The organism is Mesorhizobium sp. M1050 (assembly GCF_040318715.1).
GTDB lineage: Bacteria > Pseudomonadota > Alphaproteobacteria > Rhizobiales > Rhizobiaceae > Mesorhizobium.
In genome coordinates this window covers 36,060-50,432 of record NZ_JAMYMV010000019.1, presented here as the reverse complement: position 1 = coordinate 50,432, position 14,373 = coordinate 36,060, and the positions used below count along the sequence as shown (strand labels likewise).

Annotated in this window: 13 protein-coding genes; 4 read left to right on the top strand and 9 right to left on the bottom strand. The window is 63.2% G+C overall.

The features are described from left to right. Window positions 1–191: 191 nt before the first annotated feature. Both pyk and NKH57_RS13430 read right to left on the bottom strand, forming a co-directional pair. A complete protein-coding gene (gene pyk, locus NKH57_RS13435; protein WP_023762901.1) occupies window positions 192–1,625 on the bottom strand; it encodes a pyruvate kinase in 1,434 nt (477 codons plus the stop codon). Further along, a complete protein-coding gene (locus tag NKH57_RS13430) occupies window positions 1,622–2,068 on the bottom strand; it encodes a DUF1036 domain-containing protein (protein ID WP_352944776.1) in 447 nt (148 codons plus the stop codon). The genes pyk and NKH57_RS13430 overlap by 4 nt, the downstream gene beginning before the upstream one ends. 286 nt (window positions 2,069–2,354) lie before the next feature. On the opposite strand from NKH57_RS13430, the gene NKH57_RS13425 reads away from it, so the two are divergent. From NKH57_RS13425 to NKH57_RS13415, 3 genes are all read left to right on the top strand, one after another. Continuing rightward, complete coding sequence (locus NKH57_RS13425; RefSeq protein ID WP_352944723.1) at window positions 2,355–3,152, top strand: N-formylglutamate amidohydrolase; 798 nt, start codon at window positions 2,355–2,357, stop codon at window positions 3,150–3,152. 11 nt (window positions 3,153–3,163) lie between these two features. After that, window positions 3,164–3,472, top strand: a complete 309-nt coding sequence (locus NKH57_RS13420) for a DUF1244 domain-containing protein (RefSeq protein ID WP_352944721.1) — start codon at window positions 3,164–3,166, stop codon at window positions 3,470–3,472. Window positions 3,473–3,570: 98 nt separating this feature from the next. Continuing rightward, entirely contained in the window at window positions 3,571–4,746 is a 1,176-nt protein-coding gene (locus tag NKH57_RS13415) for an MFS transporter (RefSeq protein ID WP_352944719.1), read from the top strand. Here NKH57_RS13415 and NKH57_RS13410 read toward each other — a convergent pair. Continuing rightward, a complete protein-coding gene (locus NKH57_RS13410; protein WP_352944717.1) occupies window positions 4,710–5,618 on the bottom strand; it encodes a LysR family transcriptional regulator in 909 nt (302 codons plus the stop codon). The two genes, NKH57_RS13415 and NKH57_RS13410, sit on opposite strands and share 37 nt — an antisense overlap. A 95-nt stretch (window positions 5,619–5,713) precedes the next feature. Between NKH57_RS13410 and NKH57_RS13405 the strand changes: the two genes are divergently transcribed. Next, window positions 5,714–6,673 (top strand): SDR family oxidoreductase, encoded by a 960-nt coding sequence (locus tag NKH57_RS13405; protein ID WP_352944715.1) that lies wholly within the window; start codon window positions 5,714–5,716, stop codon window positions 6,671–6,673. 71 nt (window positions 6,674–6,744) lie between these two features. Here NKH57_RS13405 and NKH57_RS13400 read toward each other — a convergent pair whose 3' ends face one another. The 6 genes from NKH57_RS13400 to NKH57_RS13375 form a co-directional block, all read right to left on the bottom strand. Continuing rightward, a complete protein-coding gene (locus NKH57_RS13400) occupies window positions 6,745–6,903 on the bottom strand; it encodes a DUF3309 family protein (protein WP_032908138.1) in 159 nt (52 codons plus the stop codon). A 193-nt stretch (window positions 6,904–7,096) separates the two neighbouring features. Beyond that, complete coding sequence (locus NKH57_RS13395) at window positions 7,097–10,279, bottom strand: efflux RND transporter permease subunit (RefSeq protein WP_352944713.1); 3,183 nt, start codon at window positions 10,277–10,279, stop codon at window positions 7,097–7,099. Window positions 10,280–10,355: 76 nt separating this feature from the next. Further along, on the bottom strand, window positions 10,356–11,531 hold the full coding sequence (locus NKH57_RS13390) for an efflux RND transporter periplasmic adaptor subunit (RefSeq protein WP_352944711.1): 1,176 nt from the start codon (window positions 11,529–11,531) through the stop codon (window positions 10,356–10,358). Window positions 11,532–11,686: 155 nt separating this feature from the next. Further along, window positions 11,687–12,295: a hypothetical protein gene (locus tag NKH57_RS13385; protein ID WP_352944709.1), complete on the bottom strand. Its 609-nt coding sequence runs from the start codon at window positions 12,293–12,295 to the stop codon at window positions 11,687–11,689. A 109-nt stretch (window positions 12,296–12,404) separates the two neighbouring features. Then, window positions 12,405–13,535 carry a patatin-like phospholipase family protein gene (locus NKH57_RS13380; protein ID WP_352944707.1) on the bottom strand — a complete coding sequence of 377 codons (1,131 nt, stop codon included), beginning with the start codon at window positions 13,533–13,535 and terminating at the stop codon, window positions 12,405–12,407. A 49-nt stretch (window positions 13,536–13,584) separates the two neighbouring features. Next, entirely contained in the window at window positions 13,585–14,367 is a 783-nt protein-coding gene (locus tag NKH57_RS13375; RefSeq protein ID WP_502907284.1) for a 3-hydroxybutyrate dehydrogenase, read from the bottom strand. Window positions 14,368–14,373: the final 6 nt, after the last annotated feature.

Sequence of the window (14,373 nt, the reverse complement as noted above, 5' to 3'; positions counted from 1 at the left end):
CTTTGCCGATTCAGGCATAGGCGCGTTGCACCAGGAGTTCATCTACTCGAATTTTATCGCGCCGGACCTTACAGGGCGAATAGTCGCCGCGTATGAAATCGCGTCCGGACGCGTGCTAGACCGCCAAATGGTTTGCTGCACCCCAACGGATGGCGATTGGCCGCGTCCGGGGCGACCGCCGTTGAAGCGGCTTACCGGCCGGCCGCTTCCGATCCCAGATAGGCGATGCGCAGCATATTGGTCGAGCCCGGCGTCCTCAGCGGCACGCCGGCGGTGATGATGACGCGGTCGCCGGGCTTGCCGAAGCCTTCCTCGAAGGCAATGCGGCAGGCGCGGTCGACCATGTCGTCAAGATCGATTGCGTCGGGTGAGACGACGCAATGCGTGCCCCATAGCAGCGACAGCCGCCGCGCCGTGTTTACGATCGGCGACAACGCGACGATCGGCACTTGCGGACGCTCGCGGGCGGCGCGCAGGCCGGTGGTGCCGGACGCCGTGTAGGTGATGATCGCCGAAAGTTTCAGCGTCTCGGCGATCTCGCGGGCGGCCAGCGAAATGGCGTCGGCGCCGGTCGCTTCCGGCTCGGAACGCTGCGCGTTGATGATGCCGGCATAGGTCGGATCGGTTTCGACCTTGGTGGCGATACGGTTCATCATCGCCACGGCTTCGACGGGATAGGCGCCCGCCGCCGATTCCGCCGACAGCATGACGGCATCGGCGCCTTCGAAGACTGCGGTCGAGACATCCGACACCTCGGCGCGGGTAGGCACCGGTGCTGTGATCATCGATTCCAGCATCTGCGTTGCAACCACCACCGGCTTGCCGGCGCGGCGCGCGGCGCGCGTGATCTGCTTCTGGATGCCAGGTACCGCCTCGAGCGGCATCTCGACGCCGAGATCGCCGCGGGCGACCATCAGCGCATCGGACAGTTCGATGATCTCGGCCAGCCGGGCGACGGCCTGCGGCTTTTCGATCTTGGCCATGATCAGCGCCCGGCCGCGTGCGATCTTGCGCGCCTCGGCAAGATCCTCCGGCCGCTGGACGAAGGACAGCGCGACCCAATCGACGCCCGTGGCCAGCACGGCATCGAGGTCCTTGCGGTCCTTCTCGGTCAGCGCGCCGACCGGCAGGTCGGTATCGGGCAGGCTGACGCCCTTCTTGTCGGAGATCGTGGTGCCGGCGACGACGGTGCAGACGATCGACTTGCCGTCGCTTCTCACCGCCTTCAATTCGAGCTTGCCGTCATCGATCAGCAGGCGATGTCCGGCCTCGACGGAGGTCAGGATTTCGGGATGCGGCAGATAGACCCTGGTCGAGGTGCCGGGTTCGGGATTGTCGTCGAGCGTGAAGGTCTGGCCGACAGTCAGCACTTCCTTGCCATTGGCGAACTTGCCGACGCGCAGTTTTGGCCCTTGCAGATCGGCCAGGATGCCGATCGGCCGGCCGACCGCTTCCTCGACAGTGCGGATGCGTCCGACCAGCGTGCGCATCAGCTCGTGATCGGTGTGGCTCATATTGATGCGGAACACATCGGCGCCAGCTTCGAACAGTTTCTTCAGCATCTCCTCCGACGAGGAGGCCGGACCGATGGTGGCTAGGATCTTGACCTTGCGGCTACGTCTCATTGACTGTTTGTTCCCGGGGCGGCTGGAGCGCCTCCCGTTGTGGACTCATCGGTCAGCTGGACCATCCAGTTTCCCTGTTCGCCCGTGTCATATTCCTGGAATCCGGCGCGCTGAAAGCCCCGTGCGACGCAGTCGGTTACGCCGGCTATCTTGAACTCTTTCTCAGCCACGCACATGTTGATCGGGCCGTCCCAGCGTCCGCCGCGCTCGGCGTCTTCTGCATAAAGATAGTAAAACCTTGATGACAGCGGCCCTTCTATCAGCGTCTTGCAGCTCGATCCCTCGATGTGCCACCAACCTTCGGTGATCCAGCCGGCCTTGGCGCGATAGCCGATACCGACGCCGACCAGATTCTGCGTGGCGTTGCAGACGCGAAAATCGGCGCGCGCCGGCGAGGTCACGACCATCGCCGACAAGCCGATGGCAAGGATCAAGAGCGGCATGGCAAAGGCAGAGCACGTGCGCTGCCTGCCAGCGGAACTCATCCGAAAACCCCTCAAGAACCACATCAGCATCTCTCTGCGCCCCTTTTCGGAAAAGTCCGGGCGCATGTCAACGCACCGTTTTGTCCAATTCCAATCGATTTAGAAGGCTCCGGCGCACAATTCGCCGGCCTCTGCCAGATTTCCAGGGAAACCTTGGCCAAACAACGGCATTGCGCAAGCGTCGTCTTCGTGGAATGACGATAGCACCCTCCCCGGAAGCCAGCGAACAGACCATTTCCCGCCGATGACCCGATCCACAGTTTTCGCGCCTTGCGATATTGTCGAAGGCGACCGCAAGCGAGGCATCGTGCTCTTGTGCGACCATGCCCGCCGCGACCTGCCCGACGATTATGGCAGGCTCGGCCTGCCGGCGGCGGAGTTCGACCGCCACATCGCCTATGACATCGGCGTCGAAACGGTAACGCGCGAACTGGCCGCTTTGCTCGACGTGCCGGCGGTGCTCGCCAATTTTTCGCGGCTGCTGATCGATCCCAACCGCGGCGAGGACGATCCGACGCTTATTCGCCAACTCTATGACGGCACTGTGGTGCCCGGGAATTACCCCATCGCTCCCGAGGAGCGCGAAAGGCGGCTCGATGGCTTCTACCGGCCCTATCACGATGCCGTCGGCGCCGTGATTGCCTCGGTCGCGCGGGCCTCTGCGCAGGCGCCCTTCATCTTGTCGGTGCATTCCTTCACGCCGGCCATGCAAGGGGTCCAGCGTCCCTGGCATGTCGGCATCCTTTGGGACCTCGACGATCGGGTGGCACGCCCGCTGATCGATATGCTGGCCGAGGACAAGAACCTCGTCGTCGGCGACAATGAACCCTATGATGGCGCGCTGCGCGGCGACACCATGTACAAGCACGCCATCATCAACGGCTTCGCTCATGCATTGATCGAAATCCGCCAGGATCTGATAGCAGACCAGAAGGGCGCGCTCGACTGGGCCGAACGGTTAGCGCTGATCGTTGACGCGATCAATCGCCGTCCCGATATACATGTCGTGAAGATGTACGGCTCGCGCACCGGGCCGCTATGACGGAGGTTTCGATGACCGAACTCAGCGACGAGCAGAAGCGCGACTTCGAGGCCGCCGCCTTTCGCCGGCTGGTCCAACATCTGCGCGAACGCAGCGACGTGCAGAACATCGATCTGATGAACCTCGCCGGCTTCTGCCGCAACTGCCTGTCGAACTGGTATCGAGACGCGGCCAATGCCGATGGCGTCGACCTCAGCAAGGACCAGTCGCGCGAGATCGTCTATGGCATGCCCTATGCGCAATGGCAGGCACTCAATCAGACTGAGGCCTCCGACGCCAAGAAAGCCGAGTTCGAGGCACGGCGCCCCAAGGACCACTAAGCCCGCTTGGCCCAAACGCTTTCGAAATAGAGCGCTTGACTGGAAATTGAATCGATCTAATTTGCCGCGCGAAGCCATTTTCGGACCGGATTCGCCTTATGAACGCGTCAACAGCCATGCAAACTGCCATTCGCGGACGATGGGCCGTTGCGGCCATTTTCCTCGCCAACGGCTTTCTGACCGGCAGCTGGGCGCCCCAGATTCCGGTGTTCCTGACCCGGCTCGACATCTCGAAATTCACGCTCGGCTTGTTGATCCTGCTGTTCGGCGCCGGCGCCGTCGCCGCCATGACCTGGTGCGGCCATTTGATCTCCAGACATGGTTCGCGCACCGTGCTGCGCTGGTTCGGCCTTTGTGGCAGCCTCGGCCTGCTGGTCGTGGCGCTGGCGCCCAATGTGCCGCTGGCGGCCATCGCCATGTTCATCTTCGGCGGCTCGATCGGCGGCATGGACGTCGCCATGAACGCCAATGCCGTGGTGGTCGAACGGCGGCTCTCCCGCGCCATCATGTCTTCGTCGCATGGCTTCTGGAGCCTCGGCGGTTTCGCTGGCGGCGGCCTCGGCGGCTTCCTCATCCAGACCTACGGCCATCTCGCCCACGCGGCGGTGGTGACTGCGCTCGCCTTCGCGGCGATCGCGGTGGCGGTTGGCTATCTGATCGGCGAGAACAGGCCGCAGGCGGCCGAGCATCACAAATTCACGCTGCCGGCCAACCCGCTGGTCTACCTCGTCGGCCTGATGGCGCTGCTGACGATGGTTTCCGAAGGTGCGGTGCTTGACTGGGCGGCGCTGTATCTAAGGCAGGAACTCGGCGCAGACCTTGCCGTCGCCGGTCTCGCCTATGCTGCCTTTTCCGGCGTCATGGCGATCATGCGGTTCTTCGGCGACGGCGTACGCAACCGCTTCGGGGCGGTCACGACGCTACGCGGCTCGGCGGTTGTCGCGGCTGCTGGCATGCTGATCGCCGGACTGTCGCCCTCCCCCTGGCTTGCAATCGCCGCCTTTGCCCTGTGCGGCTTCGGCATCGCCAACATGGTGCCGATCATCTTTTCTGCCGGCGGCAATCAGGAAGGCATGTCGTCGGGCACCGGCATGAGCGTCGTCACCACCATGGGCTATTCCGGCATATTGGTGGCGCCGTCGGCGATCGGCTTCGTTGCCGAGCATTCGAGCTTCGGCCCGATCTTTGTCGCCATGTCGGGTTTGCTGATCGTCGTGCTGCTGATGGCCGGCCTTGCTCACCGTGCCGAGTTCGCGGCCGCACCGGCCGAATAAAGTTTCAGCTCTTCGTAGAGGAAATCTGCCACGCGGCGGATACGCACGCTGGTGCGCACGTCGCGATGCATGGCCAGCCATACCGGCAGATCAGGCAGTGGCAGCCCAGGCAGCAATTTCTCCACCGATGGATCACGGTCGACCAGCGGCTGCTGGCCGAGACCGATGCCGTTTCCCGCCCGCACCGCCTCCCAAAAGACGATCTGATTGTCGGCCCTGAAGCGAAAACTGCTCCGCGTAACAGGGATGCCATACTGGGTGAAGCCCCTGATGATCTCGTCGCTGCGGTCGAAGCCGACCAGATCGTGATCGACAAGGCCGGATGGCTCCAGCGGGCGGCCACGACGGTCGAGATAGGATTTTGCCGCGCAGGCGCAGAGCGGAATATCGCAGACCTTGCGTGCCACCAGTTCATTCTGCGCCGGCTTGACCATGCGGATAGCGATGTCGGCATCGCGGCGCAGCAGGTTCTCGACCTGATTGGAGGCGACGATCTCAACCTCGATACCCGGCTCCTCGATCCCTAGCCGCGCCGTCATCTCCGGCAGCACATAGGCGGCGACAACTTCGCTGGCGGCGATACGCACGGTGCCCTCGATTGCCTCGACCGATCCCAGCGCCAGCAGTAAAAAAGCGCTTGCCTGCTCGCTGACTGCCTTGCCGCGTTCAAACAGCGTGCTGCCGGCTTCCGTCAGTTCATAACCGCGCCGCCCGCGCCGGAACAGCGTGACACCCAGCGCCTGCTCCAGTTCGGCGACGTGGCGGCCAAGTGTCGGCTGGCTCGCCGACAGTTTTCGCGCGGCAGCCGACAAGCTGCCGGTTTCCGCCACGGTAACGAAGCTCTTGATCAGGTTCCAATCGAATTCGCCCATTCATTTATGAATATCAGAGCGCCAATCATTGTCAATTTTAATACACTTGCGGAGCGATCATATTCAGGCTGCAAACACAAACGCGGAGACCAGAAATGACCAAGATCGCAATTCTCGGTGCCAATGGCCGGCTCGGCCGCGTGGTCGCCAAGGCCTTCATCGATGCCGGCTATGATGTCCGCGCAATCACCCGCAGCGGCAAGGTGCCGACCGAACTCAACGGCGCCACGGCGGTCGCCGGCGACGCGCTCGACCGCGAGGGCTTGATCCGCGCCACGGAAGGCGTCGACATTATCTTCAACGGCCTCAACCCGATCTACACCGATTGGGGCAAGTGCCTGCCGATGGCCGAGAACGTCATGGCCGCTTGCCATGCGAATGACACGCTGCACCTCTTCCCCGGCACCGTCTACAATTACGGCTCGCCGATGCCGGCGGTGATCACGGAAGACACGCCGTTCCACCCGACGACAGAGAAGGGCCGCATCCGCTGCGCCATGGAGGATTTGTTCCGCCGCGAGGCCGACGCCGGCCGGGTGCGTACCATTCTCTTGCGCGCCGGCGACTTCTTCGGCGGCACCGGCAGCGGTTCATGGTTCGACCTGGTCGTCGCCGCCAAGATGACCAAGGGCATCTACACCGCGCCTGGTCCAGTCGATCTCGTGCATGAATGGGCCTACCTGCCGGACTTCGCCAAGGCCTTCGTCGGCCTGGCGCAGAACCTCGACAAGCTCGGCACCTATGAAGCCCTGAACCTTCCCGGCCATGCAATCACCGACCGGCAACTCAAGGCCGCGGCAGAGAAGGCGCTCGGTCGCCCGCTCAAGATGACCTCGATGCCGTGGTGGGTGCTGCGCGCCGGCAGCCCGTTCGTGGCGATGTGGCGCGAGATCGTGTCGATGTCTTATCTGCGCTTCGAGCCGCATCAACTGGTTTCGACGCGGCTGGAAGGCATCATCGGTGCGATCCCCCACACGCCGCTGGATCAGGCGGTCACTGAAGCTCTTGAGGATATCGGCATCGCCACCGTGAATGGCGCTGCGAAAGCTGCCTGACAGGCGCGGCGGGCAGCCATGGCTGGCTGCCCGATCTCTTTACATCGAGAGGTCTCTCCGGGAAGGACGGGCTAAACCCTTCCCATCAACACCAGCACCAGAAGCACCACCAGCACCACCCCGACAATGCCCGACGGCCCATAACCCCAGGAACGCGAATGCGGCCAGGCTGGCACGGCGCCAATGAGGACGAGAACCAGGACGATGATGATAATGGTGGTGATCGGCATGGCAAACTCTCCGTCCAGCATTGCTCCGGTGACAACGCTTTGCGTTGCACCCGGGACATCACTTTACGTTGCTTCCGGGGCGATGCTTCGCATTTGTCTGGGAGACAACGCTTCACGTTGCTCTTGGAGACAACAATGCAAAAGGCCGCCCGGTTGTGCCGGGCGGCCTTTGCCGTTCAAATCGGCAACGGGTCTATTCGGCGGCTTTTGGAAAGGCGATCTCCGGCTCGGCTCCGGCATCGTCCTGTCCTGGCGCATCGGCCGACGAGATCTCGCCCTTGCCGCGCCGGAACAGCCGGTTGAACCAGCCGCGCCGCGCGCCAGGCCTGACTTTGGCGCGGGTGAAAACCATCAGCATCGACGGTGTCACCACCAGCGTCAGTACTGTGGCGAAGGACAGGCCGAAGACGATCGCTGACGACAATGAAATCCACCATTGCGTCGACGGCGCGTTGATCGTGGTCTCGTGATGGAAGATTTCGAGGCCAAGGCCGAAGGCGATCGGCAGCACGCCGAGAATGGCCGACACCGCCGTCAGCACCACCGGACGGGCGCGTTCGCGGCAGGTCTGCAGCACCGCCTCGACCTTGTCCCAGCCCTCTTCGCGCAGCCGGTCATAGGTGTCGATCAGCACGATGTTGTTGTTCACCACCACGCCGGCCAGCGCGATGACGCCGATGCCCGACATGACGATGCCGAACGTCTCGCCTGTTATCAGCAGCCCAAGGAACACGCCGATCGTGGCCATGACCACGCAGGACAGCACCAGCCAGACGCTGGTGAACTTGTTGAACTGCGCCAAAAGCACCAGGAAGATCAGGAAGATCGCCGCTCCGAAGGCCTTGCTGAGGAAGGCGCTGGCTTCGGCACTGTCCTCGTTCGAGCCAGCCAGCTTCCAGCGGATGCCGCTGCCCAGATCCATATCTGAGACGGCCTTGGTGACCTGCTCCTGCACGGCCGCGACCTGGGCGCCGGCGGCGACGTTGGCCTGGACGACCACCGTACGGGCGCCGTCGATGCGGTTGAGGATACCGACCGTCGGTTCAGGCTTGCGCACGACAAAGTTCGAGATCGGCACCGAGCCTTGCGAGGTCTGCACGCGCAGTTCGTCGAGCGTCGACAGCGTGCGCCGGTCCTCGGGCAGGCGAAGCCGGATGTCGACGGCGTCATCGGCGCCGGCAGGACGGTATTCCGAGAGTTTAAGTCCGTTGGTCACCAGTTGCACCACGGTGCCGACCGAGGTCGGGCTGATGCCGTACTGCGCCGCCTTGGCACGGTCGACCTCGAGCGCCCAGTCGACGCCGGGCGGCGGCAGGCCATCGGAAATGTCTATGACGCCCGGCACCTTGCCAATGCGCGCCGCGACCGCACGGGCCTTGTCGTCGAGCCCCTTGGGGTCGACGGCCGAAAGCCTGATCTGGATCGGCTTGCCGGTCGGAGGGCCGGCCTCCGGCACGCGCACCTCGACATCGACGCCGGGAATGCCGGCCATGACGCCGCGCAAATCATCCAGGATATGGTTCGCCGACTTGCGCTCGCGCCAGTCGATGAATTCGTACTGAATGACGCCGACGACGTCTTCAGGTACATCCTGGCCGCCGCCTTGCGTCTTGCCGACGCGGGTATAGACCGACTTGACGCCGGGCCAGCCGAGCAGCCTGTTTTCCGCGACCTTGGTCGCCGTATCCATTTCGGCCAGCGAGAGATTGCCGCGCGCATGCACGTAGAGCAGGCCATAGTCGGGCTCGACATTCGGGAAGAACTCGACGCCGGCGCCGTATTTCGAATAAGCAAAACCGACGCCGAACAGCAGTGCGACGGTCAGCACCAGCACGGTGACGGGGAAACGCACCGCCTGCTTGACGATCGCCATGTACCAGCCGTCGCGATTGTCATCCTCGTGATGCGGCGGCGCCTTGGCGAAGATCGCTCCCAGCGTCGGCGCGAACACCAGCGCGTAGAGCATCGAAGCCGAAAGCGTGACGATCAGGGTGATCGGCATGTACTTCATGAAGTCGCCGATGATGCCCGGCCAGAACAGCAGCGGCGAGAAGGCGGCGATACGCGTCATCGTCGCGGCGATGACCGGACCGGCCATGCGTTTGGCAGCGAGCGCGAAGGCTTCCTCCTTCGGCATGCCTTCGCTCATCCGTCGCTCGGCGAACTCGGTGACGATGATGGCGTCGTCGACCAGCATGCCGACGGCCAGGATGAGGCTGAACAGCACGATCATGTTGATCGTGTAGCCCATCATCGCTAGCAGCAGGATGCCGATCAGGAAGGACGACGGAATGGCCAGGCCAATGAGCAGCGAGGCACGGCCGGACAGCGCATAGAGAATGACGATGAACACCAGGATAACGGCGATCATGACGTGATTCTGCAGATCGCCCAGCAGCTGGTTGACGAAGACCGACTTGTCCTGCGTGTAGGTGACGTTCATGCCCGCAGGCATGGATTTGACGAACTCGTCGGACACCGTGCGCACCTTGGCGATGGTGTCGATCAGGTTGGAGCCAATGCGCTTCTTGACTTCGATGGCGATGGCCGGCTTGCCGTTGAGGCGGGTCACCGTTTCGGCATCCTTGAAGGTCGAGCGGATCGTGGCGATGTCCTTGGCCTGCACCACGGCGTTGGGGCCGGCGACCACCGGCAGCGCCGCCACATCCTCCGGTGTCTCGATCAGCGAAGGCACCTTGACGGCGTACTTGCCTTGCGAGCCTTCGATGTTGCCGGCGGCGACCAGACTGTTGGAGCTGCCGACCGCACCGATCAGCTGATCGAGCTGCAATCCGTAGGAAGACAGCTTCATCGGGTCGATGACGACCTCGACGAGGTCGTCGCGCGCACCTTGCAGCGAACCTTCGAGAACGCCGGGTACTTCTTCGATACGGTCGCGCAGTTCGCGTGCTGCGGCGGTCAGCACGCGTTCGGGCAATTCGCCCGACAGCGTGACGACGAGCACCGGAAACTCGGAAATGTTGACTTCGTTGACTGTCGGTTCCTCGGCTGCCTGTGGCAGGTCGGCCTTGGCGTCCTGCACCTTGCTACGCGTATCCTGAAGCGCGGTGGCCAGATTGGTCTGCGGCTGGAATTCGACCAGCACGTAGCCGCCGCCCTGGAAGGCCGCCGAACGCATTTCCTTGAGGCCCTTCAAGCTTTTCAGCTTGCTTTCCATCGGCCGCAACAAAAGCCGTTCCGAATCCTCAGGCGAAATGCCCTGATAGACCAGGCTGATATACATCATCGGAATCGGAACGTCAGGCTCCGCCTCCTTCGGCGTCGACTGATAGGCGACCGCCCCGGCAAGGATGAGGAAGACCAGGACCGAGATGGTCAGCCGGGCATTGTTGATTGCGAGTCTGACGATATCCATGGCTAACGCCTGTTTTTGAATTTCAGGAGCTGCGTCGCAGCCGATTGTCCCCATCCAGGGCTAGTCCATCGCTATACTACTGGGTGCCGGCGGTCGCCTCGCCCAGCAGCTTCTTGATGGTCGCTTGGTCGGCCTCGACCGGATTGACCAGATCGCCTTCCTTCACCAGTTCCTGGCCGGCGACTATGATGCGCGCATCGGCCGGAATGCCGCCGAGCACGAGGCCGGTCGGCGTGTCGTCGACAAGGTCGATCGGGAAGAACGCCACCTTGTTGTCCTTGGCGACGGCACGGATGCCGAGGTCGCCCTTGTCCCCGAGCGTCACCACCGAGCGCGGCAGCAGCACCGCGTCGGTCGGTTGTGCGTTGAGCGCGATTTCCGCCGTCATGCCAGCCGGAACGGAGCCGTCGCCATTGGGGATCGCCACCTCGACGCGGAAGGTCCGGGTCGCCGATGATGCGTCGCGGCTGATATAGCGCACTGTGCCTTCGACGGTCTGCCCGCTGACCAGTCGTATATTGGCCTTGTCGCCGAGCTTGAGATAGCCCAGGTCGCGCTCGCTGACTTCGCCGCGGGCAATCACCGGGTCAAGCTTGAGGATGGTTGCCACCTCGCCGCCCTGCATGATGGAACTGCCAAGTTCCACCGGCACCCTGTCGATAACGCCGTCAAACGGCGCCTTGACTTCGTTGCGGTCAAGCTCGGCCTGCGCGGTATCCAGCTGCGATTGCGCCAGGGTCAGATTGGAGCGCGCGGTGTCGAGCTGCAGCTTCGGCAAATTGCCTGACTTCATCAGTTGCAGCGACGCTTCCAACTCGGCCTGACGCTGCACAACCAATTGCTTGGCGTTGTCGACCATCGAGATCTTTTCTTCCGCCGCAAGCATCATCACCAGATCGCCAGTCTTGACGTGCTGGCCTTGCTTGACCGGCAGCCTGTCGATCACGCCGGCGCCGCGGGGCGCCAGCACCGCCCGCTTGTCGGCTTCGGTCAGCCCGGAAACGCGGATGGCGCGTGCATAGGTCTTGCGCGGCGGCGTCACCACCGCCACGGTGCGCAGCGGCGCCTTCGGCTCGGCTTCCGCCGCTTTGGGCTTGTTGGCGTCCGGCGCCTTGGCCTGCTCGACTCCGGCTGCCTTTGCATTGTTGGCGGCCACGCTGCCGACGGACGAAAACTCGCCTGTCGCCATCCAGGCCGCGAAACCAATGAGCACAACAATGGCTGCAAGCTTGTGAAACCTGATTCTTGGCATCGTCGTTGTTTTCCACTGCGGGTTCGGCCGGCGTCCTCATAACGCGGGCGCGTCGCCGATATGGGTGCGCGCCAAGCCGTGTTCAATTTGCCGTGATCGGCGAAGCGCGCTTCTACATCAAAGTTGTACCGCAATATAGTCCGAAAGTTGCAAGATCATTGCGCCACCGGACAAGATGCGCGCGTCGCTATCCATTTTCGATCGTCTCGTATGTGTCTTCCGCCGAGCCTGGCGCTGACTCGCGATCTCCACCGGGCCCAGCCCCAGGCAGCCAATTTGTCGTCGCGCGCATACAGCGCCACATCCTGCAGGCTATGCCCGCCATTGCTGGCGGCTGGATCCTTGATCCGGGTGCAGAATTCCGGCGAGGACCTTCCGAACCAGGCCATCTTGGTCGATGCCAGATGCCAGCCGTCGGTCCCGGGTAGCCCATGCAAAATATTGGAATAGCTGGACAAATGGCGTGTCGTGCAACACAAGCCCGGATTGCCGAAACCAGACCCATCGACACCGCTCTGGACGTTGAAGGCGTGAACGCGCGTGCCACCATAATGCGCACCGGACCAGCGCGGCCGGTCGTCCACGACACGGCGGTCGGCGCAGCGCGTACGCGAAAACACGGCGTAGATCTTGCCCCATTCGGACGGGCCTGCTGCCGCGTCGACCGGCGCGGGCGCCGGCGTCTGGCTCTCTTGCGCGATCGCGAACGGTGCTGTGAAGGCGAGCATGGCAGTAGCCGTCAGCATGATACGGAACTTTTTCATGCGAAGGCCACGTGAAGGCGCCAGGGCAGCTCCGGGCAGCCGCCGCCCTGATCAGGACGATCAACCTACCCTGAAGCCGGGATGAAGTCGAGTTGTGTCGAGGTTGAGTTCAGGCCCGACGGCGAACCACCTCCGGGTTCTTCCGCGCGGCGAGGAATTCCTTGACCCGCCGGCCTGGTGCGGGACCGCGCATCGGCTTGAAACCGTCATCGAGTTCGCCTGAGAGATCGAGCGTCGGGTGCTTGCCGACAGCGTCATAATTCTCTTCCAGCCAGTCGGTCGCGGCGGTGCGGCCGAGATCGCGCAGATAGGTCAGGAACGCCCATTCGGCATTGACCTTCGACGATGCCGACAGGTCCTTGAACGCCTCGTCGGCATCGATGCGGTGCATTCGGATGTCGCGGTATTCGCCATGCGGCAGACGGCCGGCGGCGATCAGCTCCTTGACGAAGGCGATCGAGCGGAATTCGCGCAGCAGCCCCGCATTGAAGGTGATCTCGTCGATGCGGTTCTGGATCTCATTGGCGCTCCTTGGTGTTCCCTCCCGCACCACCGGATTGATCTGCACCATCAGCACGTCCTCGGTCGCCGCCGTCTTGAAGAACGGATAAAGCGCCGGATTGCCGCCATAGCCACCGTCCCAATAGGGCACGCCCTTGATTTCGACGGCGCGGAACAGCTGCGGCAGGCAGGCCGAAGCCATCACCGTATCGAGGTCGATCTCGCCATCGGAAAAGACGCGCAACTGTCCGGTTTCGACATTGGTCGCCGAAATGAACAGCTCCATCGACTTGCAGGCGCGGACATTCTTAAAATCGATCTCCCGCGCGACCACGTCACGCAGCGGATTGAGGCCCAGCGGGTTGGCGGCATAGGGCGAGAACACCCGTGACATGGTGTCGAAAAAGACATAGCCCGGCGTGTTCTCGATCGACCAGTTGCCCCAGGCGACATCCCACGGCATCCGCTGCACCGGACTGAACCGGCCTTTGGCCGCCACCGCACGCCAGAAATCGTCGAGCTTCTGTCTTGCGCCCTCAACCCCGCCGCGGACAAAACCGTCGGCCAGCGCCACCGCGTTCATGGCGCCGGCACTGGTGCCTGACACCGCTGATATCTCCAGCCTGCCGTCCTCCAGCAGCCGGTCGAGCACGCCCCAGGAAAAGGCTCCGTGCGAGCCGCCGCCCTGGAGCGCTATGTTGATCTTCTTCGTCTCCTCCGCCTTGCCGTTTTTGGTCATGGCGTCGTCCTTGATCTGTCCCGCGTTGGGGGATGAGAAAATTCTGGCCTCACGCGGCGGTCCAGCCGCCGTCGACCGAGAGATGCGTGCCGTTGACCTGCGCCGCCGCGTCCGAACACAGGAACACCGCCGCTGCCGCGATCTGCTCGACGGTGACGAATTCCTTGGTCGGCTGCTTGTCCAGCATGACCTCGCGAATGACGGTCTCGCGGTCCATGGCGTGGGCTTTCATCTGGTCGGGGATTTGCGCTTCGACCAGGGGCGTAAGCACATAGCCGGGGCAGATGGCGTTGCAGGTGACCTTGTCGCGCGCCAGCTCGAGCGCGACCGTCTTGGTCAGCCCCATGATGCCGTGCTTGGCCGCGACATAGGCCGATTTGAATGGCGATGCGACCAGGCCATGCGCCGAGGCGATGTTGACGATCCTGCCGCCGCCGGCTTTTTTCATCAGCGGAATGGCGGCGGCGACGGTGTGGAACGCCGAAGACAGGTTGATGGCGATGATGGCATCCCATTTCTCGATCGGGAATTCCTCCACCGGCGCCACATGTTGGATGCCGGCATTGTTGATCAGAATATCGACCGACCCGAATGCCTCGGCAGCTTTGGCGACAAGTGCCCTACATTCCGCCGCCTTCGACATGTCGGCCTTGACGTAGGCGCTCTTCACGCCGTGTTGTTTGGCGATGGCATCGGCGATGGCGTGGTCGGCTTCCGTGTCGGAGAAGGAATTGACGACGACATTATGGCCTTCGCCCGCCAGCGCCTGGGCTATGGCCAGGCCAATGCCGGATGTGGAGCCGGTGATGACTGCGGTTTTCCTGGTGGCCAAGGGCGG

Coding starts and splice junctions, on each gene's coding strand:
- NKH57_RS13400 (WP_032908138.1), bottom strand. CDS start 6,903: ATGCCGATCACCACCATTATCATCATCGTCCTGGTTCTCGTCCTCATT.
- NKH57_RS13380 (WP_352944707.1), bottom strand. CDS start 13,535: ATGACCAAAAACGGCAAGGCGGAGGAGACGAAGAAGATCAACATAGCG.
- NKH57_RS13410 (WP_352944717.1), bottom strand. CDS start 5,618: ATGGGCGAATTCGATTGGAACCTGATCAAGAGCTTCGTTACCGTGGCG.
- NKH57_RS13425 (WP_352944723.1), top strand. CDS start 2,355: ATGACCCGATCCACAGTTTTCGCGCCTTGCGATATTGTCGAAGGCGAC.
- pyk (WP_023762901.1), bottom strand. CDS start 1,625: ATGAGACGTAGCCGCAAGGTCAAGATCCTAGCCACCATCGGTCCGGCC.
- NKH57_RS13405 (WP_352944715.1), top strand. CDS start 5,714: ATGACCAAGATCGCAATTCTCGGTGCCAATGGCCGGCTCGGCCGCGTG.
- NKH57_RS13395 (WP_352944713.1), bottom strand. CDS start 10,279: ATGGATATCGTCAGACTCGCAATCAACAATGCCCGGCTGACCATCTCG.
- NKH57_RS13415 (WP_352944719.1), top strand. CDS start 3,571: ATGAACGCGTCAACAGCCATGCAAACTGCCATTCGCGGACGATGGGCC.
- NKH57_RS13390 (WP_352944711.1), bottom strand. CDS start 11,531: ATGCCAAGAATCAGGTTTCACAAGCTTGCAGCCATTGTTGTGCTCATT.
- NKH57_RS13385 (WP_352944709.1), bottom strand. CDS start 12,295: ATGAAAAAGTTCCGTATCATGCTGACGGCTACTGCCATGCTCGCCTTC.
- NKH57_RS13430 (WP_352944776.1), bottom strand. CDS start 2,068: ATGCCGCTCTTGATCCTTGCCATCGGCTTGTCGGCGATGGTCGTGACC.
- NKH57_RS13420 (WP_352944721.1), top strand. CDS start 3,164: ATGACCGAACTCAGCGACGAGCAGAAGCGCGACTTCGAGGCCGCCGCC.